23 protein-coding genes are annotated in these 20876 nt (G+C 67.3%); 11 read left to right on the plus strand and 12 right to left on the minus strand.

What is annotated here, in order from left to right; all coding sequences use genetic code 11:
• Positions 1–2: 2 nt before the first annotated feature.
• Positions 3–1379: a sulfite reductase subunit alpha gene (locus B2W22_RS09315; RefSeq protein WP_414631945.1), complete on the plus strand. Its 1377-nt coding sequence runs from the start codon at positions 3–5 to the stop codon at positions 1377–1379.
• A gap of 30 nt (positions 1380–1409) precedes the next feature.
• On the opposite strand, the gene B2W22_RS09320 is transcribed toward B2W22_RS09315, so the two are convergent.
• On the minus strand, positions 1410–2369 hold the full coding sequence (locus B2W22_RS09320) for a tripartite tricarboxylate transporter substrate binding protein BugE (RefSeq protein WP_175123523.1): 960 nt from the start codon (positions 2367–2369) through the stop codon (positions 1410–1412).
• 28 nt (positions 2370–2397) lie between these two features.
• Positions 2398–3855: an N-acyl-D-amino-acid deacylase family protein gene (locus B2W22_RS09325; protein WP_286937302.1), complete on the minus strand. Its 1458-nt coding sequence runs from the start codon at positions 3853–3855 to the stop codon at positions 2398–2400.
• A gap of 89 nt (positions 3856–3944) precedes the next feature.
• Here B2W22_RS09325 and B2W22_RS09330 point away from each other — a divergent pair, with 89 nt between their 5' ends.
• Entirely contained in the window at positions 3945–4910 is a 966-nt protein-coding gene (locus B2W22_RS09330; RefSeq protein WP_286937304.1) for a LysR family transcriptional regulator, read from the plus strand.
• A 52-nt stretch (positions 4911–4962) separates the two neighbouring features.
• Here the strand turns inward: B2W22_RS09330 and B2W22_RS09335 are convergent, their stop codons facing one another.
• Genes B2W22_RS09335 through B2W22_RS09345 form a run of 3 tightly spaced genes read right to left on the minus strand, consistent with a single transcriptional unit; the run spans position 4963 to position 7521 of the window.
• Positions 4963–5409, minus strand: a complete 447-nt coding sequence (locus tag B2W22_RS09335; RefSeq protein ID WP_286937305.1) for an SRPBCC family protein — start codon at positions 5407–5409, stop codon at positions 4963–4965.
• A gap of 57 nt (positions 5410–5466) precedes the next feature.
• Positions 5467–6297 (minus strand): phosphoenolpyruvate hydrolase family protein, encoded by an 831-nt coding sequence (locus B2W22_RS09340; protein WP_286937307.1) that lies wholly within the window; start codon positions 6295–6297, stop codon positions 5467–5469.
• 12 nt (positions 6298–6309) lie between these two features.
• Positions 6310–7521, minus strand: coding sequence for a Tm-1-like ATP-binding domain-containing protein (locus B2W22_RS09345; protein ID WP_175123528.1), 1212 nt, complete (start codon positions 7519–7521; stop codon positions 6310–6312).
• 161 nt (positions 7522–7682) lie between these two features.
• On the opposite strand from B2W22_RS09345, the gene B2W22_RS09350 reads away from it, so the two are divergent.
• Together B2W22_RS09350 and B2W22_RS09355 are read left to right on the plus strand one after the other, a co-directional pair.
• On the plus strand, positions 7683–8330 hold the full coding sequence (locus B2W22_RS09350; protein WP_239215820.1) for a TetR/AcrR family transcriptional regulator: 648 nt from the start codon (positions 7683–7685) through the stop codon (positions 8328–8330).
• Between the two features lie 136 nt (positions 8331–8466).
• Positions 8467–10131 (plus strand): S-layer protein, encoded by a 1665-nt coding sequence (locus B2W22_RS09355; RefSeq protein ID WP_286937309.1) that lies wholly within the window; start codon positions 8467–8469, stop codon positions 10129–10131.
• A gap of 112 nt (positions 10132–10243) precedes the next feature.
• On the opposite strand, the gene clpB is transcribed toward B2W22_RS09355, so the two are convergent.
• Positions 10244–12850 carry an ATP-dependent chaperone ClpB gene (gene clpB, locus B2W22_RS09360; protein WP_175123530.1) on the minus strand — a complete coding sequence of 869 codons (2607 nt, stop codon included), beginning with the start codon at positions 12848–12850 and terminating at the stop codon, positions 10244–10246.
• 138 nt (positions 12851–12988) lie between these two features.
• On the opposite strand from clpB, the gene B2W22_RS09365 reads away from it, so the two are divergent.
• The 7 genes from B2W22_RS09365 (at position 12989) to B2W22_RS09395 (ending at position 17585) form a co-directional block, all read left to right on the plus strand.
• Entirely contained in the window at positions 12989–13423 is a 435-nt protein-coding gene (locus B2W22_RS09365; RefSeq protein ID WP_175123531.1) for a gamma-glutamylcyclotransferase family protein, read from the plus strand.
• Positions 13424–13520: 97 nt separating this feature from the next.
• Positions 13521–14249, plus strand: a complete 729-nt coding sequence (fnr, locus tag B2W22_RS09370) for a fumarate/nitrate reduction transcriptional regulator Fnr (protein WP_175123532.1) — start codon at positions 13521–13523, stop codon at positions 14247–14249.
• Positions 14250–14263: 14 nt separating this feature from the next.
• The gene (locus B2W22_RS09375) at positions 14264–15433 is read left to right on the plus strand and encodes a hypothetical protein (RefSeq protein WP_286937311.1); all 1170 of its coding nucleotides are present in this window, start codon (positions 14264–14266) and stop codon (positions 15431–15433) included.
• 75 nt (positions 15434–15508) lie between these two features.
• Positions 15509–15946 (plus strand): ArsR/SmtB family transcription factor, encoded by a 438-nt coding sequence (locus B2W22_RS09380; RefSeq protein WP_175123534.1) that lies wholly within the window; start codon positions 15509–15511, stop codon positions 15944–15946.
• Entirely contained in the window at positions 15847–16296 is a 450-nt protein-coding gene (locus B2W22_RS09385) for an SRPBCC family protein (RefSeq protein WP_175123535.1), read from the plus strand. Before B2W22_RS09380 ends, B2W22_RS09385 begins: the two co-directional genes overlap by 100 nt.
• A 79-nt stretch (positions 16297–16375) precedes the next feature.
• Entirely contained in the window at positions 16376–17077 is a 702-nt protein-coding gene (locus tag B2W22_RS09390) for a DUF899 domain-containing protein (protein WP_175123536.1), read from the plus strand.
• Entirely contained in the window at positions 17028–17585 is a 558-nt protein-coding gene (locus B2W22_RS09395) for a hypothetical protein (RefSeq protein WP_246282940.1), read from the plus strand. Before B2W22_RS09390 ends, B2W22_RS09395 begins: the two co-directional genes overlap by 50 nt.
• Here the strand turns inward: B2W22_RS09395 and B2W22_RS09400 are convergent.
• From B2W22_RS09400 to B2W22_RS09425, 6 genes are all read right to left on the minus strand, one after another.
• The gene (locus tag B2W22_RS09400; protein WP_175138426.1) at positions 17566–17898 is read right to left on the minus strand and encodes a 2Fe-2S iron-sulfur cluster-binding protein; all 333 of its coding nucleotides are present in this window, start codon (positions 17896–17898) and stop codon (positions 17566–17568) included. The genes B2W22_RS09395 and B2W22_RS09400 overlap by 20 nt on opposite strands.
• Positions 17899–17922: 24 nt before the next feature.
• On the minus strand, positions 17923–18510 hold the full coding sequence (locus B2W22_RS09405) for an NUDIX domain-containing protein (protein ID WP_175123539.1): 588 nt from the start codon (positions 18508–18510) through the stop codon (positions 17923–17925).
• An 85-nt stretch (positions 18511–18595) separates the two neighbouring features.
• The gene (locus B2W22_RS09410) at positions 18596–19849 is read right to left on the minus strand and encodes an Hsp70 family protein (RefSeq protein WP_175138428.1); all 1254 of its coding nucleotides are present in this window, start codon (positions 19847–19849) and stop codon (positions 18596–18598) included.
• 76 nt (positions 19850–19925) lie between these two features.
• On the minus strand, positions 19926–20249 hold the full coding sequence (locus B2W22_RS09415) for a hypothetical protein (RefSeq protein WP_175123541.1): 324 nt from the start codon (positions 20247–20249) through the stop codon (positions 19926–19928).
• 140 nt (positions 20250–20389) lie between these two features.
• Positions 20390–20614, minus strand: coding sequence for a DUF3820 family protein (locus B2W22_RS09420; protein WP_175138444.1), 225 nt, complete (start codon positions 20612–20614; stop codon positions 20390–20392).
• A 5-nt stretch (positions 20615–20619) separates the two neighbouring features.
• Entirely contained in the window at positions 20620–20871 is a 252-nt protein-coding gene (locus tag B2W22_RS09425) for an isochorismatase family protein (RefSeq protein ID WP_175123542.1), read from the minus strand.
• Positions 20872–20876 lie beyond the last annotated feature (5 nt).

Consider the following 20876-nt stretch of genomic DNA (forward strand, 5'->3'; position numbering starts at 1 on the left):
CCATGTTGCACACCCGATTCATCGCGGCAACGTGCGTGGTGCTGACCTGGCTGCTGCTGTGCCTGTGGGCCTGGCAACGCGCCCGCCGCCAGCATGCGCAACACGCGCTGGCGCTGCAGGCGCTGAGCGCACCCGCGCCCGAAGACGCGGTGCTGGTGGCCTACGCCAGCCAGACCGGCTATGCCGAGTCGCTGGCCATGCAGACTGCGGAATCTCTGCGCGCCGGCGGTCTGACCGTGCGCGTCGCCTCGCTGGACCAACTGGACCTTCAACGCCTGGCCGCCTACCGGCGCATGCTGTTTGTCGTCAGCACCTACGGCGAGGGCGATCCGCCCGATGCAGCCGCGGCGTTTGCCGGCCAGATGCAGCAGACGCCACAGGGCGCCGAGCTGGCCGGCGCGCAATATGCCGTCCTGGCGCTCGGCGACAGCGAGTACGCGCAGTTCTGCGGCTTTGGCCACCGGTTGAACGACTGGCTGCACGCGCAAGGCGCGACGCCGTTGTTCGATCTGGTCGAGGTCGACAACGACGACGCGGCCGCGCTGCGCCACTGGCAGCATCATCTGGGCCTGCTGGCCGGCCGCAGCGATTTGCCCGATTGGGAAGCGCCCGTCTACGACACTTGGCGCCTGGCGGGCCGGACACTGCTGAATCCCGGCAGCCAGGGCGGCCCATGCTATCTGCTGACGTTGTCGCCGCCGCCCGAGAGCACGGCAGCATGGCAGGCGGGCGACATCGCCGAAATCGGCCCCCGGCGCGAACACGGCGGCGCGCTGGAGGCGCATCGTGAATACTCCATCGCTTCGCTGCCCGCTGACGGCGCCATCCAGCTGCTGGTGCGCCAGATGCAAGGCGCCGATGGCGCGTTGGGTCTGGGCAGCGGCTGGCTCACGCACATTGCGCAGACCGGCGACGAGATCGCCTTGCGTGTACGCACGAACCGAAATTTCCACCCGCCGGCTGACGACCGACCGCTGATTCTGATCGGCAACGGCACCGGCCTTGCGGGCCTGCGCGCGCTGATCAAAGCGCGCCGCGCTGCCGGCCACCGCCGCAACTGGCTGATCTTCGGCGAGCGCAACGCCGCTTGCGACGGGTTCTGCCGCGATGAGATCGACGCCTGGCGGCAAGACGGCACATTGGAACGCGTGGATGCGGTGTTTTCGCGCGACCAGCCCGAGCGCCGCTATGTGCAGCACTGCCTGCGCGACCAGGCGGACGCCGTGCGTGCCTGGGTGGACGCCGGCGCCGCCGTGTATGTCTGCGGCAGCCTGCAAGGCATGGCGGGCGGCGTGGATGCCGCGCTGCAGGACATCCTGGGCGCGGACCGCCTGCAGGCCCTGCAGCATGCGGGCCGCTACCGGCGCGACGTGTATTGACGACGCACGCGGCCCGCGTTTCCCGAGTCCCTACTGCAGCTTGATCTGCGCCCGCTCGATCACCGTCTTCCAGCGATCGCGTTCGGTGCTGATCTGCTCACCAAACTGCGCCGGCGTGTTGCCCAGCGGGAACGCGCCGGTCTCTTCCATCTTTGCCGCGGTCGCCGGATCGCGCACCGCGCGCGCAAAGGCATCCGCCAGCTTGTCGCGCACGTCGGCCGGCATGTTGGCCGGCCCCACCACGCCGTACCAGGCCGTCACGTCGTAATCCTTGTAGCCCTGCTCGGCAAAGGTCGGCACGTCGGGCAGTCGCGGATTGCGCGCCGTTCCGGTAATCGCCAGGGGTTTCAGGTGATTGCTCTTGACGTACGGCAGCGACGACGGAAAGTTGTCGAAGATCACCGGCACCACGCCGCCCACCGTGTCGGTCAGCGCCGGCGCCGAACCACGATAGGAAATGCTGTTCATCTTGCCGCCGATGATCTGCAGGAACCAGATCATGCCCAGGTCGTTCACGCCGCCTGCACCCGCGTTCGCGTAGCCGTCCTTGCCCGGATTGGCGCGCACGTGGGTCACGAACTCGGCCAGCGTCTTGGCCGGAAAGTTCGGATTCACGCTGAGGATGTTGGGGCTGGTCACCAGGTTGCTGATGGGCGTGAAGTCCTTGACCGGGTCATAGGCCAGGTTGGGAAACAGGTGCGGCGCCGTGCCGTGCGTGCTGACGGTGGCCAGGCCCACGGTGTAGCCGTCCGGCTTGGCCCGCGCGGTGGCCGTCATGCCGATGGTGCCCGACGCGCCCGTGCGGTTCTCTACGACGATCTGCTGGCCCAGAATTTCGCCTGCCTTGGCCGCGGCCACGCGGCCGACGATGTCCGTGGGACCGCCCGCCGGGAACGGCACTATCAGCGTGATGGGGCGGTCGGGAAAGGCGGCGTGAGCGGCCGGCAGCGCGGCGGCCAGCGCCAGGGCGGCGCAAGTCTTGCGGATCATGATGTTGGGTCTCCTGGTACGGCTGTTGTTATGGAAGGGGTTGGGCCGCGGCCTGATCGCGGCGAAGAATGCGGCCGGGCCGCGGGGTGTCTGCCGTGGCCGGAAAAACCGGCGTGCCATTGACCAGCACGTGCTCCACGCCGGCAGACGCGAGCGTCGGCGCTTCCCAGGTGGCGCGATCGATCACCGTATCGGCATCGAACACCACAATGTCCGCCCACGCGCCCGCGGCAATCCGGCCACGGTCCGCCAGCCCGAAGACGCGGGCCGGCAACGCGGTCATCTTTGCCACCGCCGCCTCCAGCGTGACAAGCTGCGCCTCGCGCACGTAGCGCCCCAGCACGCGCGTGAAACTGCCCCACAGCCGGGGATGCGGATGCGCGTCATTGGGCAGGCCATCGGACCCGACCATGCAGCATTCGTGCTGAAAGATGCGGCGGACCTCGTTCTCGTCCATCGCAAAATAGATCGCCCCGGCCGGGCACAGGCGTTCGGCCGCCGTGGTCTTGTCGCAGCCCCAGCGTGCCGCAATGTCGCTCAGGTACTCGCCGTTGCATTCGGGGTGCGGCGTCGACCACGTGATGCGGATGTCGTCGATGGTGTCGGCGCGCTCCGGGATCAGGATGGTGGAACTGCCGGGATACGGGTAGATGTCCAAAGCCACGTCCACGCCCTCGGCGCGGGCACGGTCGATGTTGGCCAGCGTGGCGGCGCTTTTGCCCCAGTTGCGCGGCATCATGCACTTGTGATGCGACAGCACGGTCGCGCAGCCGGTGTTGCGGCCGATGGCCAGCACCTCGTCGACGGCCGCCTCGACCGCGTCGCCCTCATTGCGGATATGGCTGGTGTGCATCGCGCCGCGCGCCGCCGCCACGCGGGCCAGCCCTTCCAGTTCGGGCGGCTGCGCGACCCCGCCCGGCTGATAGGCCAGACCCGTGCTGAAGCCCAAGGCGCCCGCGTCCAGCGCGTCGGCCAGCATCTGCTGCATGGCGGTTTGCTCGCCGGTCGTGGGCTGCGCAGTCGGATCGCGCATTGCGGCAAGACGCAGGTTCGCGTGGCCCACCAGCGCGGCCACATTGATGACCGGCTGACGCTCGCGCAGCTCGTCGAAATAGTGCGTCATGCTGGCGAAGAGCGGCGTCTCGCCCAACAGCGCCAGCGCCGCCGCGGTGTTGCCCGGCAGCGGTGCGGGCGCACCGCTGACGCCGCAATTGCCCACGACAACCGAGGTGATGCCCTGGCTCGTCTTCCATGCCAGATCGGGCTTTTCCACGAACATCAGATCGTCGTGACCGTGCACATCGATGAAGCCGGGCGCCACGATCTTGCCCGCGACGTTCACGCGCGTGGCCGCTGGCACCTTCGACAGGTCCCCGATCGCCGCAATGCGTTCGCCCGCCACGCCCACATCGGCGCGCCTGCGCGGACCGCCCAGCCCGTCGATGAGCCAGCCGCCTTCGATGATCAGATCCAAAGTCTCCTGCATGGTGTTCCTGCCTTGGTGAAGGACCTAGTATCGTCCGCGCGATCAATCTGGAAAAATTGTTTTTATTGATCCATCTATCGCGTTTTGAAATGCATCGCCTGCCCAAGCACGTCACCTTGAAGCACCTGACCGCCTTTGTGGCGGTTGCCCAGGAGTCCAGCTTCACGCATGCCGCCAAACGCCTGTTCCAGACGCAGTCGTCCGTCACCAGCCTGGTTCGCCAGCTTGAAGACGCGCTGGGCACCCAGCTCTTTGCGCGCACCAGCCGGCGCGTGCTGCTGACGCCGGCCGGCGAGGAATTCCTGCCGCGCGTCATGCGGCTGCTGGCGGACTTTGACGGCGTGATCGAGGACGTGGTGCGTTTTGGCGCGCTGGAACGCGGACGCGTCGGCGTGGCGGCGGCGCCGTCGGCCATCACGCAGCTCATCGCGCCCGCCGCCGCCGTGTTCGCGGCGCAGTATCCGGCGGTGCGGCTTTATCTCAGCGACGACAACTCCGGCCGCATCCAACGCAAAGTGGCCGCGCGCGAGGTCGATTTCGGGCTGACCAGCCGCTGGGCCGACGCCCCCGGCCTGCAATTCGACGCCTTGCTCGAAGACCGCTTCGGTGTGCTCTACCGCCAGGACGACGCCACGCTGCGCCCGGGGCGCGACGGCGCCATGCGCTGGTCCGACCTGACCGGCCGCAAGCTGGTTGGGGTGGTGGATGAAACGGGCATCATGGCCCTGCTGCGCGCCCGCGCCGACCTGCCCATCGAGGCGGCGGCGCCGTTCTATGAAGCATCGAGCACCACGTCGCAGGCCGCGCTGGTCAAGGCAGGCATGGGCGTCGCGCTGCTGCCGGCGCTGGCCGCGCAACGCGTGATGGAGCCGGGGCTGGCCTACGCGCTGCTGGCCCGGCCCACGGTGGTCCGCACGCTATGCATCATCCGCAACAAGGAATATCCGCTGAGCCCGGCCGCGCAGGCGTTGATCGCATCGATCCACGAGTACCTGCGCACGGCCCCGCTTCCCGCAGGCTGCCGCCGCCTGTCCGCCACACGGCGGAAGCACTAGGTGCGCGGGTGTCACCCGCGTGCTGACCGGCGCCGCCCATGGAAATCGGGTGTCAGACACCCGCGCGCAGCTTCTCGTCCAACGCGGCCAATCCCGCCGCGAACACGTTCTGCCCGACCGCCGCAGCGACATCGTTCAACGCTGCCCCCTCGACGCGGAAATCAGCCCACCATTGCACCAGCGTGCCGCCGCCCTCGGTGACCGGATGCAGCGCCACGCCCGCGACATAATCGCGCATCGGAAGATCCGTCTCGATGATCGAATACCGCAGCTCGGTATTGGGATCGTCCAGCATCAAAAGCTGCTCCCGCACGAAGCCGGAAGGCTTGAGGGTCAGATGCCGCACCGAGCCCACGGCGTCTTGGCGGCCGCCCGCTTCCAGCCGGCTCTCCGCGACGCCGGGATGCCAGCCTGCCAGGCCGTTGAAATCCCGGAACAGCGGCCAGACCTTGTTCAAAGGTGCGTGGACGACAGCGGTGATGTGTACGGTATGCGGCATACGGGCTCCGTTATACGCAATGCGTGTCGAATAAGCCGAAAACTGCGGCGATGGGGATCAGAAGGTCAGGTTCTTGAATTCACGCGTGGCGGCCGTCAGGGCCTGTTCGGTCGGCAGGCGTTCCATCGAGCTGGCGCCATAGAAGCCGTGGCAATGCATGCACGCCCGCAGCACGTGGGCCGCGTCGTCGGGCGTCGCGATCGGGCCGCCGTGGCACAGCACGATGATATCCGGGCGCACCGCCAGCGCAGCCTCGGCAATACGGTCGATGGCGCCCACGCAATCATCCAGCGTCAGCGCCGTTTCAGCGCCAATGGACCCGCCGGTGGTCAGCCCCATGTGCGCCACGATGATGTCCGCGCCCGCGCGGGCCATGGCGACGGCGTCGTCCTCGTTGAAGACGTACGGCGTCGTCAGCATGCCCTTTTGATGCGCCAGACGGATCATGTCGACTTCCAGCGCATAGCCCATGCCGGTCTCTTCAAGATTGGCGCGGAAGTTGCCGTCGATGAGGCCGACAGTGGGAAAGTTCTGCACGCCGGCAAAGCCCTGCCGTTTCAGGTCGTCCAGGAACACGTCGAAGTCGCAGAACGGGTCGGTGCCGTTCACGCCGGCCAGCACCGGCGTCTTCTTGACCACCGGCAGCACTTCGCGGCCCATGTCCACGACGATCTCGTTCGCGTTGCCGTAGGCCAGCAGGCCCGCGAGCGAGCCGCGGCCCGCCATGCGGTAGCGGCCCGAGTTGTAGATCACGATGAGGTCGATGCCGCCCGCTTCCTCGCACTTGGCCGACAGCCCGGTGCCCGCGCCCCCGCCCACGATGGGCGTGCGCGCGCGCACCATGGCGCGAAACTTGTCCAGCAGTTCGTTACGGTCAAAACGCGGCATGGCGGCAATCCTTCAATGTGCGGCAATTTCAAGAAAGTGGTCGACCGCCGTCCTGGCGAACAGCGGATCGTTGATGTGGCAAGGCACGCGGATCAGGCGGCGGTCCGCCGTCTGCCGCAGGTTGGCCTTCAGCGCGGCAAACAGCGCCGCGTCGGCCTCGGGGTCCCAGAACGCCTGGCCCGGCGCATCCAGGGCGGACACGCCGCCTTCGGGGATCAGAAAGCGCACCGGGCCGTCGCAACGATTCAGCCGGTCGGCGATCCATTCGCCCTGCCGCGTGTTTTCCTCTGCGGTCGTGCGCATCAGCGTGACTTGCGGGTTGTGGGGATAGAAGCGTCGGGCGCGGTAGCGTTCGGGCACGGTGTCCATCGCGCCGAAGTTCACCATGTCCAGCGCGCCGCACGACCCGACATACGGCGCGCCCGTGCGCGCCACCGCGCCAAAGCGGTCATCGGTGCAGGCCAGCACGCCGCCGAACAGCAGGTCGCAGACCTCAGTCGTGGTCAGGTCCAGCACACCGGCAAGCAGGCGGCTGTCCAGCAGCTTTTCCATCGACTGCCCGCCCGTGCCAGTGGCATGGAACACCAGGCAATCAAACTGCGACTCCAGGAGCGGCGTGACTTGCTGCACGCAGGCCGTGGTGACGCCGAACATGGTGATGCCCACCGCCGGCCGGCCATCGTCAGCCGCCGCGGCCGACGCCTGGCGGAACGCGCCGCCGATCGCGCCGGCCGCATTGGCCAGCACGCGGCGCGAGATGCGGTTCAGGCCCGCCACGTCGGTCACGGAATACATCATCGCGATGTCCGACGGCCCCACATACGGCGCGACATTGCCGGACGCCATCGTGGACACCATCACCTTGGGCGTGCCGATGGGCAGCGCGCGCATGGCCGGCGTGATGAGCGCCGTGCCACCCGAGCCGCCCAGGCCCAGCAGCGCGCCGATTTCCGCGTTACCGGCGGCGTAGCGCTCGAACGCAAGAGCCATGGCCGCAATCGCTGTGCCCCGGTCGCCCGTGAAGACGGCCGCGGCGCCGTCCGGGTGGCTGCGCGCGACCTCTTGCGCCGAGACCTGCGCGGCGCTGGGCGCACCCGAGGTCGAGACATCCACCGACACCACGTCCAGCCCCTCGCGCCGGAGCAGATCCGCCACGTAGTCGGCCTCGTGGCCCTTGGTGTCGTAGGTCGCGGCGACAAAGACCCGCTGCTTGGTATGCGTCATGACTCCTCCGCGGGCGGCTACACTGCGTGCGCGCCTCGATATGTGAGGCCAAAGGCCCGTAGAATCCAGAAATGAGACGAAAGAATCATACTGAGACACCTGTCTCACGTCAATCCGAATCCCCCGCCCGCAAGGCGTCCTCGGCAGCGGCCGGCACGAAGCTGATCGCCCCCGCCAGCCCGCAGGCAGCCGCCAGCGGCGAACCCCCGCACGGGCCGCGCGCACGGATGCGCAAGACCCTGCTCGACGCCGCCCAGCAATTGATGGCGCAAGGCGTCACGCCCTCGGTCGCCGAGCTGGCCGAACACGCGCAAGTCTCGCGCGCCACCGCCTACCGCTACTTTCCCAGTCAGAGCGCGCTGATCGCCGCCGTGGTGGACGAAAGCCTGGGCCCCATCCTCGCGTGGAATTCCGATGCGCCCGACGCGGCGGCCCGCGTCGACGAGTTGTTGCGCTTCGCGTATCCGCGGCTGGCGGCGCACGAGGCGCCGCTGCGCGCTGCCATTCAGGTGTCACTGCAACAGCATGCGCAGGCCAGCGCCGGCAAGGCCGGCGCCGAGCCCCAACTGGTGCGCGGCCACCGCGTCGACATCCTCAGGCGCGCCATCGCACCCCTGGCCGCCGACCTGACACCGGCGCAGCAGGACCGCGTCGCGCAGGCGCTGTCGCTGGTGTACGGCACCGAGGTGTTCCTGGTGCTCAAGGACATCTGGAAGCTCGACCTGCCCGAGGTCACCGATGTGGTGCGCTGGACCGCGAACGCCATCATCACGCAGGCGCTGGCCGAAGGCCGAGCCGCAAAAAAATAGCTGCTGAAGACAACGCCAGGCGCACGGAAATCGACATCCGGCGCGCCACTGTCATTCCCACGTCATTCCCCGCCCGCATAGTTGCGCGCTTTGCGGCATGCGCGTTGCATGCCGACATGACGTTGGAGTGTTGTAGATGCAGTTCGAAGTATCCCGCCTGCGGCGAGCCATCATGCCCTTGTCGCTGGCTTGCGTGACCCTGCTGAGCGCTTGCGGTGGCAGCGATGACGATGACGAGGTGGTCACCCCTGAGCCGACGCCGCCCGTCGTGACCGACCCGACGCCGCCCGCAGAGCAACCCAAGCCGGTCGAAACGGGTGCGTGGTCCACGGGCGATCTGCACGTGCACACGTTCCAGTCGGACGACGCGCAGGTCAGCCTGGAAAGCGCGCTGGATCAGGCGTTCGACCGCTACAAGCTGGACTGGGCCGCCATCTCGAACCATCTGCGCCTGTCCGCCCGCGACCATACCGGCGTCAACCTGCCCGGCGGATCGATCCCGTTCTCGCAAGGCATGGCGCAGTACGAAGTGCCCTACATCAAGCAGGCGCAGGCCGCGGGCCGCTACGCCGGCAAGATCATCTTCTCGTCGTTCGAATGGGACATGCCCACGCATGACCACGTGAACATCGGCATCGGCTACAACGATCCGCAGTCGCCCAGGTCGCTGGAGGCCGTGGCCGAGTTCGAGTACCTGTTCACCAACCGTGATCCCAACCTGTTCGACCCGCTGCTGGTCTCGCGCCTGTCCGGCGAAACGCGCGCGTTCACCACGCACGCCGACTCGCTGGCCGCGCTGAAGTGGCTGCGCGACAAGTACCCCGACAGCTACATGCTGCTGAACCACCCGTCGCGCTACGCGGGCAAGTACACGATCGCCCAGCTGCGCGAGATGAATGACCTGGCCCCGGGCGTCTTCTTCGCGATCGAAGGCATGGTCGGCAACCAGATGGAACCGGACCGTGGCGGCTACGCCACCGCCTACACCAACGCCTTCCTGCCCAACCGCACGTACGGCGGCACCGATTACCTGGTCGCGCACCTGGGCGGCACGTGGGACGCGCTGCTGGGCGAAGGCCGCCGCATCTGGAACGTGGCCGATTCGGACTACCACTTCCGCACGAGCCAGGGTCTGTACAGCAGCGGCTACGCGCCTGGCGAATACTCGAAGACGTACGTCTGGAAGGACGGCGACGACATGGCGGCCGTGGTCACGGGCCTGAAGAGCGGCCGCATGTTCGGCGTCTTCGGCGACCTGATCGACGCGCTGGACTTCCAGGCCAAGGGCGCGGCCGGCGTCGTGCACATGGGCGGCGAACTGCAGGCGGCCAAGGGTGAAACCGTCGAGGTCACGATCCGCTTCCGCAGCCCCGAGCGCAACAACTACGAGTACCCGATCGAAAGCGGCAACCCCACCTACGTCAAGCCCACCGTCAACCACGTGGACCTGATCGTCGGCGACGTGACCGAACGCGCCGCACCCGGCACCCCGGAATACGACGCCGACACCAACCCCACGACGCGCGTACTGGCCCGCTTCACCAAGGCCGACTGGAAGGTCGACGAGGACGGCTACAACGTCATCACGACCACGATCAAAGCCGACAAGAGCCAGTACCTGCGCCTGCGCGGCACCAATCTTGGCGTGGACGTGGCAGGCGAAACCGCAGCGGGCGAACCGCTGCCGGATGCGAAGGTCGATTTTGCCGACAACGCGGCGCGCTTCAACGCCATCAACGCCCGCAACTACAACGACCTGTGGTTCTATTCGAACCCGGTGTTCGTGACGGTCGCGAAGTGATGTGACTGCCCAGCGGCGCGCCGATCTGTTCGGCGCGGCGGCGCTGCGGCGCCTCGGCGCAGACAAAAAAATGCCCGGCTACGCGCCGGGCATTTTGCTTATTGCAGCGCGATCACTGCAACGTGCGGGTGAAGACGAACTGGCCATCCTGCCAGTCCACTGGGACCACGTCGCGCGGACCGAACCTGCCTTCCAGGATCAGGCGCGCCACCGGGTTCTCGATCTGCTGCTGGATCGCACGCTTCAAGGGGCGCGCGCCAAACACCGGATCGAAGCCGGAGCGGGCCAGTTCGGCCAGGGCCGGTTCCGTCACCTCCAGCCGCATCTCCTGCTTTTCCAGGCGCTCGCCCAGACGGCGAAGCTGGATGCGGGCGATGGACTCGATGTGCTGCGCTTCCAGGCCATGGAACACCACCACTTCGTCGATGCGGTTCAGGAATTCAGGCCGCAGCGTCTGCTTCAGTTCATCCCACACCACTTCCTTGACCACGTCGTACGGCTGGCCAGCCAGCGTCTGGATATGGTGCGAACCCAGGTTCGACGTCATGACGATCACCGTGTTGCGGAAATCGACGGTGCGGCCCTGGCCATCGGTCAGGCGGCCGTCGTCCAGCACTTGTAGCAGCACGTTGAACACGTCCGGGTGCGCCTTTTCGACTTCGTCCAGCAGCACCACGCTGTAGGGCTTGCGCCGCACGGCCTCGGTCAGGTAGCCGCCCTCTTCGTAGCCCACGTATCCCGGCGGCGCGCCGATCAGCCGCGCCACCGAATGCTTCTCCATGAACTCGCTCATGTCGATGCGGATCATGTGCTCTTCAGAGTCGAACAGGAACTCAGCCAGCGCACGCGTCAGCTCGGTCTTGCCGACGCCGGTGGGGCCCAGGAACAGGAACGAGCCATACGGACGCGCCGGATCCGCCAGCCCCGCACGCGAACGGCGGATGGCGTCGGACACGAGGCGCACGGCCTCGTCCTGACCCACCACGCGCTTGTGCAGGAACTCTTCCATGTGCAGCAGCTTTTCGCGTTCGCCCTGCATCATCTTCGACACCGGAATGCCGGTGGCGCGCGACACGACTTCGGCGATTTCCTCGGCGCCGACACGCGTGCGCAAGAGGCGCGGACGCGATTCGTCGCCTTCGGCGTTTTCGGCGGCCTCGGCAGCGCCCACCTCGGCGGCCTTCAGACGTGCCTCAAGATCCGGCAGCTTGCCGTATTGCAGCTCGGCCAGCTTGTCGAATTGGCCCTTGCGCTGCAGTTCCGCCATTTCGGCGCGGACGCTGTCGATCTCTTCCTTGATGGCTTGCGTGCCTTGCACCGCGGCCTTCTCGGCCTTCCAGATTTCCTCGAAGTCGTTGTACTCGCGCTGCAGCTTTTGCAGCTCGTCCTCGATGACGCCCAGGCGGCGCTTGGAGGCGTCGTCCGTTTCCTTCTTGACGGCCTCGCGCTCGATCTTGAGCTGGATGATGCGGCGGTCCAGCTTGTCCATCACTTCCGGCTTGGAGTCGATCTCCATGCGGATGCGCGCACCGGCCTCGTCGATCAGGTCGATGGCCTTGTCGGGCAGGAAGCGGTCGGTGATGTAGCGATGCGACAGCTCGGCGGCCGCGACGATGGCCGGGTCGGTGATCTCGACGCCGTGGTGGATTTCGTAGCGCTCTTGCAGGCCGCGCAGGATGGCGATGGTGGATTCCACGTCGGGCTCGTCGACCAGCACCTTCTGGAAGCGCCGCTCAAGCGCCGCGTCCTTCTCGATGTACTTGCGGTATTCGTCCAGCGTGGTGGCGCCGATGCAATGCAGCTCGCCGCGCGCGAGCGCCGGCTTGAGCATGTTGCCCGCATCCATCGCGCCTTCGGCCTTGCCCGCACCCACCATGGTGTGCAGCTCGTCGATGAACACGATGTTGCGGCCGTCGTCCTGGCCCAGCTCTTTCAGCACGGCCTTCAGGCGCTCTTCGAATTCGCCGCGGAACTTGGCGCCCGCCAGCAGCGCCGCCAGGTCCAGCGACAGCACGCGCTTGCCGCGCAGGGTCTCGGGCACTTCGTCGTTGACGATGCGCTGCGCCAGGCCTTCGACGATGGCGGTCTTGCCGACGCCGGGTTCGCCGATCAGCACGGGATTGTTCTTGGTCCGGCGCTGCAGGATCTGGATGGTGCGGCGGATTTCGTCGTCGCGGCCGATGACCGGATCCAGCTTGCCCTGGCGGGCGCGCTCGGTCAGGTCCAGCGTGTACTTGGAAAGGGCCTCGCGGTTGGCCTCGCCTTCCGCGCCCGACACGTTCTCGCCGCCGCGCACGGCGTCGATCGCCGCTTCCAGGGCCTTTTTCTGCAGGCCCGCGTCGCGCAGGATGCGGCCGGCTTCACCCTTGTCGTCGGCCAGCGCAAGCAGGAAGAGTTCGCTGGCGATATAGGTGTCACCGCGCCGGGAGGCTTCCTTGTCGGTACGGGTCAGCACGCCCTGCAGGTCGCGGCCCACCTGCACGTTGTCTTCGCCCTGCACCTGCGGCAAGCCCTTCAGGGCGGACTCCAGGGCCGGGCCCAGTCGGTTGACCGCCACGCCGGCACGCGCCAGCAAACTGCCCGCGCCGCTGTCGGAATCCGACAACAGGGCGGACAGCACGTGGACAGGTTCGATATAGGGATGGTCGTTGCGGGCGGCCAGACTTTGGGCGTCTGCCAACGCTTGTTGAAACTTGGTCGTCAGTTTGTCGAATCGCATAATGGTCGTATTGGCTTGTGGGGAGCCTGACCGATCCGTGCCGGCTGGCTCGATAACCTGAATATGTGGCCGGGTGAGACAATTTCAACACCCGGCGCCTCTCATGGTCTTCTTCGACGTGCACCAGCAAACAGAGCAATGAGCATATACGTTTTTGTGTACGGCACCCTACGGGCCGGCGAAATCAACGACCTCGCCCGGGCGGCCGCAGCGCGCGGTTTGCCGGCCGCAAGCCACGTCGGCGCGGCCAGCGTGCCCGGCATGCTGGTCGATTTTGGCGACTGGCCCGGGCTCATCCCCGTGCAGGACGGCCGGCGCGTGCGCGGCGACGTTTTCCAGGTGGAACCGGCGTTGATCGCCCTGATGGACGAGATCGAGGAATACCAGCCCGGCAAGCCCTGCTGCTTCGTGCGCCGCACGGTTTCCGCCAGTCTGGAAGGCGCCGGCCCGACCAGTCTGCTGCCCTGCGAGTACTATCCGATCAACCCCGCGTTTCGGGCCGCGGCGGTCGATATCGCCGGGGAAGACTGGATTGCTCATCGCCTTTCCAGAACAAAGCAGGACGCCCGGTAAGACACCCGTAGTAACAACGGACTACAATAGACGCCTGTCTCGTGCTTCACACCCGTTCCGGCGCCCGCCGTGCAATGGGCACTCTAAAGGTCATCGTATGCAAAAACGGGTCCCCATTGCCCCTGATGCCGCCCACTGTTCCACGTGCATGCTGGGTCACGTCTGCGTTCCCGTGGGCATGGCAGCCGCCGAAGTCGAAAAGCTGGACGAACTGGTCAAAGAGCGCGTCCGCGTGGAAAAAGGCAAGACGCTCTTTTCGCTGGATCATCCGCTCGACGCCGTCTACGGCGTGCGCTTCGGCAGCTTGAAAACGCAACTTGAAGACGCCACCGGCCAGATCCAGATCACCGGCTTCCATCTGCCCGGCGAGATCGTCGGCATGGACGGCATGCTGGATGGCAAGCACGTGTCGGCCGCCGTGGCCCTCGAAGATTCCGAGGTCTGCGTCATCCGCCTGAACGAAGTCGATCGCGTCGCGTCGCACCTGCCGTCGCTGCAACAGCAATTCCGCCGCCTCATGAGCCGCGAGATCACCCGCTCGCACCAGATGCTGGCGTCGCTGGGCTCCATGCGGTCGGAACAGCGCCTGGCCGCATTCCTCTTGAACCTCTCGCAGCGCTATGCGTCGCTGGGCTACTCGTCCACCGAGTTCGTGCTGCGCATGAGCCGCGAAGAAATCGGCAACTATCTGGGCCTGACGCTGGAAACGGTCAGCCGTCTGTTCTCGCGTTTTGCCCGCGACGGCCTCATCAAGATCAACCAGCGCGAAGTCCGCATCCTGGACCTGCCCGCGCTCAAGCAACTGCTGGGACTCGAAAGCTGCTGAGCGGTCGCCGCGCCATGCGCCGCGCGCCTGCCACTTCCCTGACCCGCACGGCGCTGGCGGCCTCGCTCGCCCTGGCCACCCTGCTGGCTTGCTGCGCTGCGCATGCGCAGACGCCGCTGCCCGACCCCTACGACTACGACGAAGCCACGCCCGTGCCCAAGCGCGCAGCGCCGCTGCGCTGGCAGGCGGTTGAACTGGGCCGCCCCGGAAACCGGTACAAGATGCCGGTCTACGCCAACCGGGATCTGGCCAAGGACGACCTGCGCGGCATCAAGCAAGTGCTCATCGTCATCCACGGCGTCAAGCGCGACGCCGACAACTACTACGAAACCGCCGCCGCGCTGGTCGCCGCCGACCCGGCGCGCGCGGGCGACACGCTGGTGCTGGCCCCGCGGTTTTCCGGCTCGATCGACTCGGGCTTCGCGGGCATGGCCGCCTGGCGCAAGGCCAGCTGGGAAGACGGCCAGGAAAGCGTCCAGGCCACGGGCCGGCCCGCCCCCGTCACCTCGTTCCAGGTTCTGGACGACCTGCTGCGCAGCCTGGACGACCGCAAGCGCCTGCCGTCGCTCGCCGGCCTGGTGCTTGCCGGCCATTCGGCCGGCGCGCAGTTGGTGCACCGGTATGCGGTGCTGAACAACGTGGACGGGGTGTTGCGACGCGACGGCCTGACCCTGCGGTACGTGGTCGCCAACCCCTCTTCCTACCTGTACCTGACCAACGAACGGCCACGCGCCGACGGCAAGGGCTACGCGCCCTACGAGCGCGGCATCTGCCCCACCTACAACCAGTACAAGTACGGCACGGACAAGCTGCCCGCCTACGCCGGCGAATCCGACGATTCCCGCCTCTTCGTGCGCTACGCGGCGCGCGATGTGGTCTACCTGCTGGGCGGCGCGGACAACAACCCCGAGCACCGGCTGCTGGACAAAGCCTGCGGCGCCGAAGCCCAGGGCGCCACCCGGCTCGCGCGCGGCACGGGCTACGTCCAGTACGAGCACGTGCTGGCCGCCCGAGGCTCCAAGCCCGTCCCCCTGCGTCACAGCGCCTTCGAAGTCGGCGGCGTGGGCCACGACGGCAAGCGCATGTTCGGCTCGGTCTGCGGCGTGCGAGCGCTGCTGGGCGGCGACGCCCCGGCCAGCAACACCGCCGCGGCCTGCGACATCATCAAGCCGCGCGGCAAGTAACGCGCTTCACCCCTAGGGAAAGTCCGAAGCCATCGCGCTTGACACGCGCTTGCGGCAGACCTAAAACTTAACCTTATGGTTAAGTTAAATGATGATGCTCTCGATGCCATCTTCTCCGCGCTGGCGGATGGCACGCGCCGCCGGGTGCTGGCGGACCTGGAACAGGGCTCCGCCTCGGTCAGCACGCTGGCCCGACCCCACGCCATGTCCCTGCCCGCCTTTATGAAACACCTGCGGGTGCTGGAAGAGGCCGGCCTCATCGCGCGCGCCAAGGACGGGCGGGTCGTGCGCTGCACGTTGTCTCCCGAACCCATGCGCGCCGCCGCCGGTTGGCTGGCACGGTACGAAAGGTTCTGGACCGGCCAACTGGATTCGCTGGCGCGATATCTCTATCACGAAGAGGAAATCCACCCATGGAAAACCGAATCTCCCCCCTCGAGCTGCGGCTCCAGCGCCGCTTCGACGCCCCCGTCGAACGCGTCTGGCGAGCCTGGACCGACCCGCAAGCGCTGATGCGCTGGTTCGGCCCGGCAGGCACGCAACGCGTGTTGCTGGCCGAAACCGACGTGCGCGTGGGCGGCGCTTATGAAGTCGGCTTCATCACCGCAGACGGCGGGGAACACTACGCCAGCGGCCGCTACCAGGAAGTCGCGCTGCATCGCCGTCTGGTGTTCACCTGGGCGTGGCGCGACACACCGCAGGAAACCTCACTGATTACGCTGGACTTCACCTCGGCAGACGGGGGCACCGAGCTTGCCTTCCTGCAGGCACCGTTCGTCGACGAGCCCACCCGCGACGGCCACGAGAATGGCTGGTCCGGCGCCATGGACCGGCTGGCGGACCACCTGGCCGGCAGGGCCTGAACCTGGCGCCCCGGATCCGTACGCCGGATCCGAACTTGACCCCCGGGTCCAAGCGCCCGGCACGCAAAGGAGACGCACGATGCAAACCGATCATCCCGTCGTATCCCGCCCCCAATGGACCGTTGCCCGCGAGGCGCTGTTGCGGCGCGAAAAGGAACTGACCCACGCCTCGGACGCCCTGGCCCGCGACCGCATGGCGCTGCCGTGGGTGCGAGTGGAAAAGCCGTACACCTTTGAAGGCGCGCACGGCATGCAAGGACTGGATGCCCTGTTCCACGGCAGGCGCCAGCTCATCGTCTACCACTTCATGTTCAGTCCGGACTGGGAGGACGGGTGCGTGGGCTGCTCGCTGCTGGCCGATCATCTGGACAGCGCGCTCATGCACCTGCGGCACCACGACGTGACGGTGGTGGCCGTCTCGCGCGCGCCGTATGCCCGGCTGGCCGCCTTCCAGGCCCGCATGGGCTGGCAGTTTGACTGGTACTCGTCAGCGGGCAGCGATTTCAATTTCGACTTCGAAGCCTCCGTGCCGCAGGCGGATGGCGCCGTCGAGGAACGTCCAGGGGCCAGCGCGTTCTTCCGTGATCCCGACGGCGAAATCTTTCACACCTACTCGGCCTTCGAACGCGGCGTGGAGCGCCTGGCGGGGGCCTACAACTACCTCGACATCGCGCCGCTCGGCCGCAACGAAAACGGCCCGTATTTCGATGTTCGCGACTGGGTGCGCCACCATGACCGATACGGCGACACCCCGCGCCAAGCCTGCCACGACCACCGCTAGGCCGCGGGCCACGGCCGGCATGGCTGGCCTGTGGCTGGTGTGCCTGGCGGCCATGGGCGCCGGACTGATTGTGGACACGTGGCGCACGCCCGCCGCGCTGTTGGCCAGCGAGTGCGGTGCGCCGGCAACGCTGGCGCAACTGGCATGGCGGCACGTCGTGCTGATGCCGGCCAGCTCGGCCGCGATGGCGCTGGCGGCGCTGCTGCCCTGGTCCCAGCTGGCCGGGACTCGATGGCCCTGGGTTCAATTGCCTTGGTCCCGAATGCCTCGGATCCGATGGCTCTGGCTGCGGCTGCAAGCCGGCGAACCGCCGCTGGCAAGCCGGGTGCTCTGCCTGGTCCTCATGGCGATCGGTATGGTGCTGGGCGCGCGCCTGGGCGTTCAGACAGCGCAGGCGCTGGGCGCTGCGCCGTTTTGGGGAATGGTGATGGGCATGGCGGCAGGAATGGCCGCAGGCATGGCGGCGACCCTGTTGCCGGTCGCCGCGGTCAGCGCCTGGCGCCGGTAAGCGGGCGAACCGCGGGCGGCGCGGTCTCGATCAACGCAGCGCCGGGGGCCTGGATTTCCAGCGCCGACGTCGCCTGGGCCACGCACGGCAGGATCCATCCCTCTTCCTTTTCATCGCGCGAAAGGCCGGGCCATTCGATGCCGTACACGATCGATCCGTCCAGCATCAGGCACATGCAGGCGCGGCAGGTGCCATTGCGGCACGAACTGGGCAGCTTGATGCCCGCAGCCTGCGCCGCCAACAGCACGGACGTGCCGGCCGGCGCGTCAAAGCGCAGGCCCAAGGGCTGGACGAGAACCGGGTGCGAGCACATCGTCGTCAGGCTGCCCGCCGCCGCTCAGGCGACGTTGTCCTGCCAGTCCAGCTTCCAGGCGCCGGACAGCACGTTCTGCATCCACAGTACGCAGGTCAGCGTCTTGGCGTCGGTGACCTCGCCTTGGCTGCACGCCGCCAGCAGCTCCTCGGGGTGCTTGCTGATGACGTCCAGAAATTCGTCCTGGTCGAGCTGGCGCTCGCCTGCCCGCAGGCCGCGCGCAAAGAAGATGTGAATGATTTCAGTGGAATAGGCGATGGCCAGGTGCAAGGCGCCCGCATGGGCCCACTGGCCGGCGGTATAGCCCGTCTCCTCCAGCAGTTCCCGCTTGGCGCATACCAGCGGATCCTCGCCCGGATCCAGCTTGCCCGCGGGAAATTCCGTCATCACGCGGCCGACGGGATATCGGAACTGCCGCTCGAGCAGCACCCGGCCGTCGTCGAGCAGCGGAATCACCACCACCGCCCCCGGGTGCACCACGTACTCGCGGATACCGGTATGGCCGTTGGGCAGGCTGACGGTATCGCGGCGGATCTTCAGGAAGCTGCCGTCATACGGGGCCTCGCTTTCGAGGAGCGTTTCGACGAGATGGGTATCGGCGGGTCGGGTCATGAGGACGTCTGGATCGGAAACTGGGAGGAGCGGCGAGCCGTTGCCGGCACGCCTGGCAGCTTACCACCGCCCCGCCGGCGGCCGGTCAGCCGAACTTGCGCGCGGCATCCAGCGCAAGACCCGCGCCGATGCTGCCGAACAGGTCACCTTCCACGCTGCGCGCCTCGGGCACCAGCCGGGACACGCTTTCGCGCAGGCGCGGCACACGGCTTGAGCCGCCCGTGAAGAACACGGTATCCACGTCCGCCGTCGACACGCCCGCATCGCGCAGCAACTGGCCCACGGTGGTCTCGACCTTGTCGATCAAGCGTCCCACGCTGGCGTCGAACGACGGGCGCGTCACCTCGACACCCAGATCCGGCGCCACGCGCGACAAGTCGATGCGCGCGGCGGGCGCCTCGGACAGCGCGATCTTGGCTTCTTCCACCTGCACCGCCACCCAGTGGCCCGCACGCTCCTTCACCAGGTTCAGCAGCAGATCGATCTTCTGGCGGTCGCCGGCCTCGGCGCGGATATAGGCAAAATGCTCGGCCGCCTTGCGCGTGTAGGCCTGGTTGATGGTGTGCCAGCAGGCCAGGTTGCCGTATTGCGTCGACGGCACGTCCTTACCGCTGCGCAACTGGCTGCCCAGGCCCAACAGCGGCATCACGTGCGCCAGGCTCAATTGCTTGTCAAAATCCACCCCGCCGATATGCACGCCGCCGTAGGCCAGGATGTCGTCGCGGCGGTCCGGCTTGGTTGCGCGGTCCGGCCCCAGCCGGATCAGCGAAAAGTCCGACGTCCCCCCGCCGATGTCGATCACCAGCACCAGTTCCTCGCGGCTGATCTGCGACTCATAGTGGAAAGCGGCGGCCATCGGCTCGAACTGGAACTCGATGTCGGTAAACCCGACGTTACGCGCGATCTCTTCCAGCGTGTCCTGCGCCGTCTTGTCGGACGCGGGATGATCGTCCACGAAAAACACCGGACGGCCCAGCACGGCACGGGTAAAGCCGCGCCCGGCGGCGGTCTCGGCGCGCGCCTTCAATTCAGCGATGAAGCGCGTCAGCAGGACACGGAAAGGGATGGAACGGCCCTGCACTTCCGTCGAGCCGTCGATGAGCGAGCTGCCCAAAAGGCTTTTCATCGAGCGCATCAGGCGCCCGTCGTAGCCCGCCAGGTAGTCGGAGATGGCCGCGCGGCCATAGCTGACCTCGGCGTCCTCGTCGTGAAAGAAGATGGCCGACGGCAAAGTGGTCTTGCCGTCCTCCAGCGCGAGGAGCGCATGTTGGTCGGGACGGCTCCAGCCGACGGTGGAATTGGAGGTGCCGAAGTCGACGCCGCAGGCGGTGGAAATCATGGGAATTCAGGCGCTTAGAGCAAAACGGCGCACAAGTGTACCCGCTCTGGCTCCGGCCCTGGATTCCCCTAGGGGCTTATTGCTGCTGGCGGCGCTGCTCCAGTTCGCGCAGACATTGCTCGACGCCGGCCTGCATCTGCGCATTCGACGTGGCTGCGCGGTCCGACACCGTACGGCAGCGCTGGAACTCGGCCTGGCTTTGGGGCGTGTCGCGGATCGGTGCGGGCGGCGGGGCTTCGGGCGTTACGGTCATGCGCAGCGTCGAGGGTGGCGACAGGCTGCCCTGGGCCGAGGGAAACTGCATCTCCTGCGTGGCGCCGGGCGCGACGTTCTGGGCCTGGGCAGCGCCCGCCGCGCACAAGGCGGCAAACAGGAAAGCGGATACGTGTTTTTTGTTCATGGCGACCTCGGTTAGATGAGTCAGCGCCCGGGCCGAGGGCCGGGCGCACCGCCTAATCGTATCCCCGGTGGATGGCAGGCGTCGTGCCAAGACGCAACATCATCCCCGCCAGTTGTTTCCTGCGGTTTCCGCGGCGGGTCTCAGGATGCGCGCCGGGTCTTGCGCAGCGGATCCAGCAGCGATGACAAACCGTTGTGATCCAGTTCGTGCATCAAGGCCAGCAAGCGGCCCAGCTCTCCCGGCGGAAAGCCCTTGCGCGCGAACCACGCCAGATACGGTCCGGGCAGGTCGGCGATCAACCTGCCCTTGTACTTGCCGAACGGCATGTCGCGCGTCACTAGCAGCGCCAGCAGTTCGGGATCCATCACATTCATCGCGACGCACCGCCGGTAAAGAGATCAGCGGCCGGCGCGAGGCGCGTATCCAGGTCCCATCCCGGCTCACCATGCGCCAGTTCGGACCCGGGACTTTCATGCTGGACGTAAACGACCGGCGCACCGGCCACACGGGCGCGTTCGGCCAACGCATTGATGCGGGCCAGCACCTGCGCGGCCTCGAAGGGCGGCGGTGAGGTTTCGAACAACGCGCGTTGCACGTCGATCACGATCAGGGCGGATGTCATGGGAA

Origin of the sequence: Achromobacter sp. UBA4530 (assembly GCF_002388205.1) — a bacterium.
Lineage (GTDB): Bacteria > Pseudomonadota > Gammaproteobacteria > Burkholderiales > Burkholderiaceae_B > Achromobacter > Achromobacter animicus.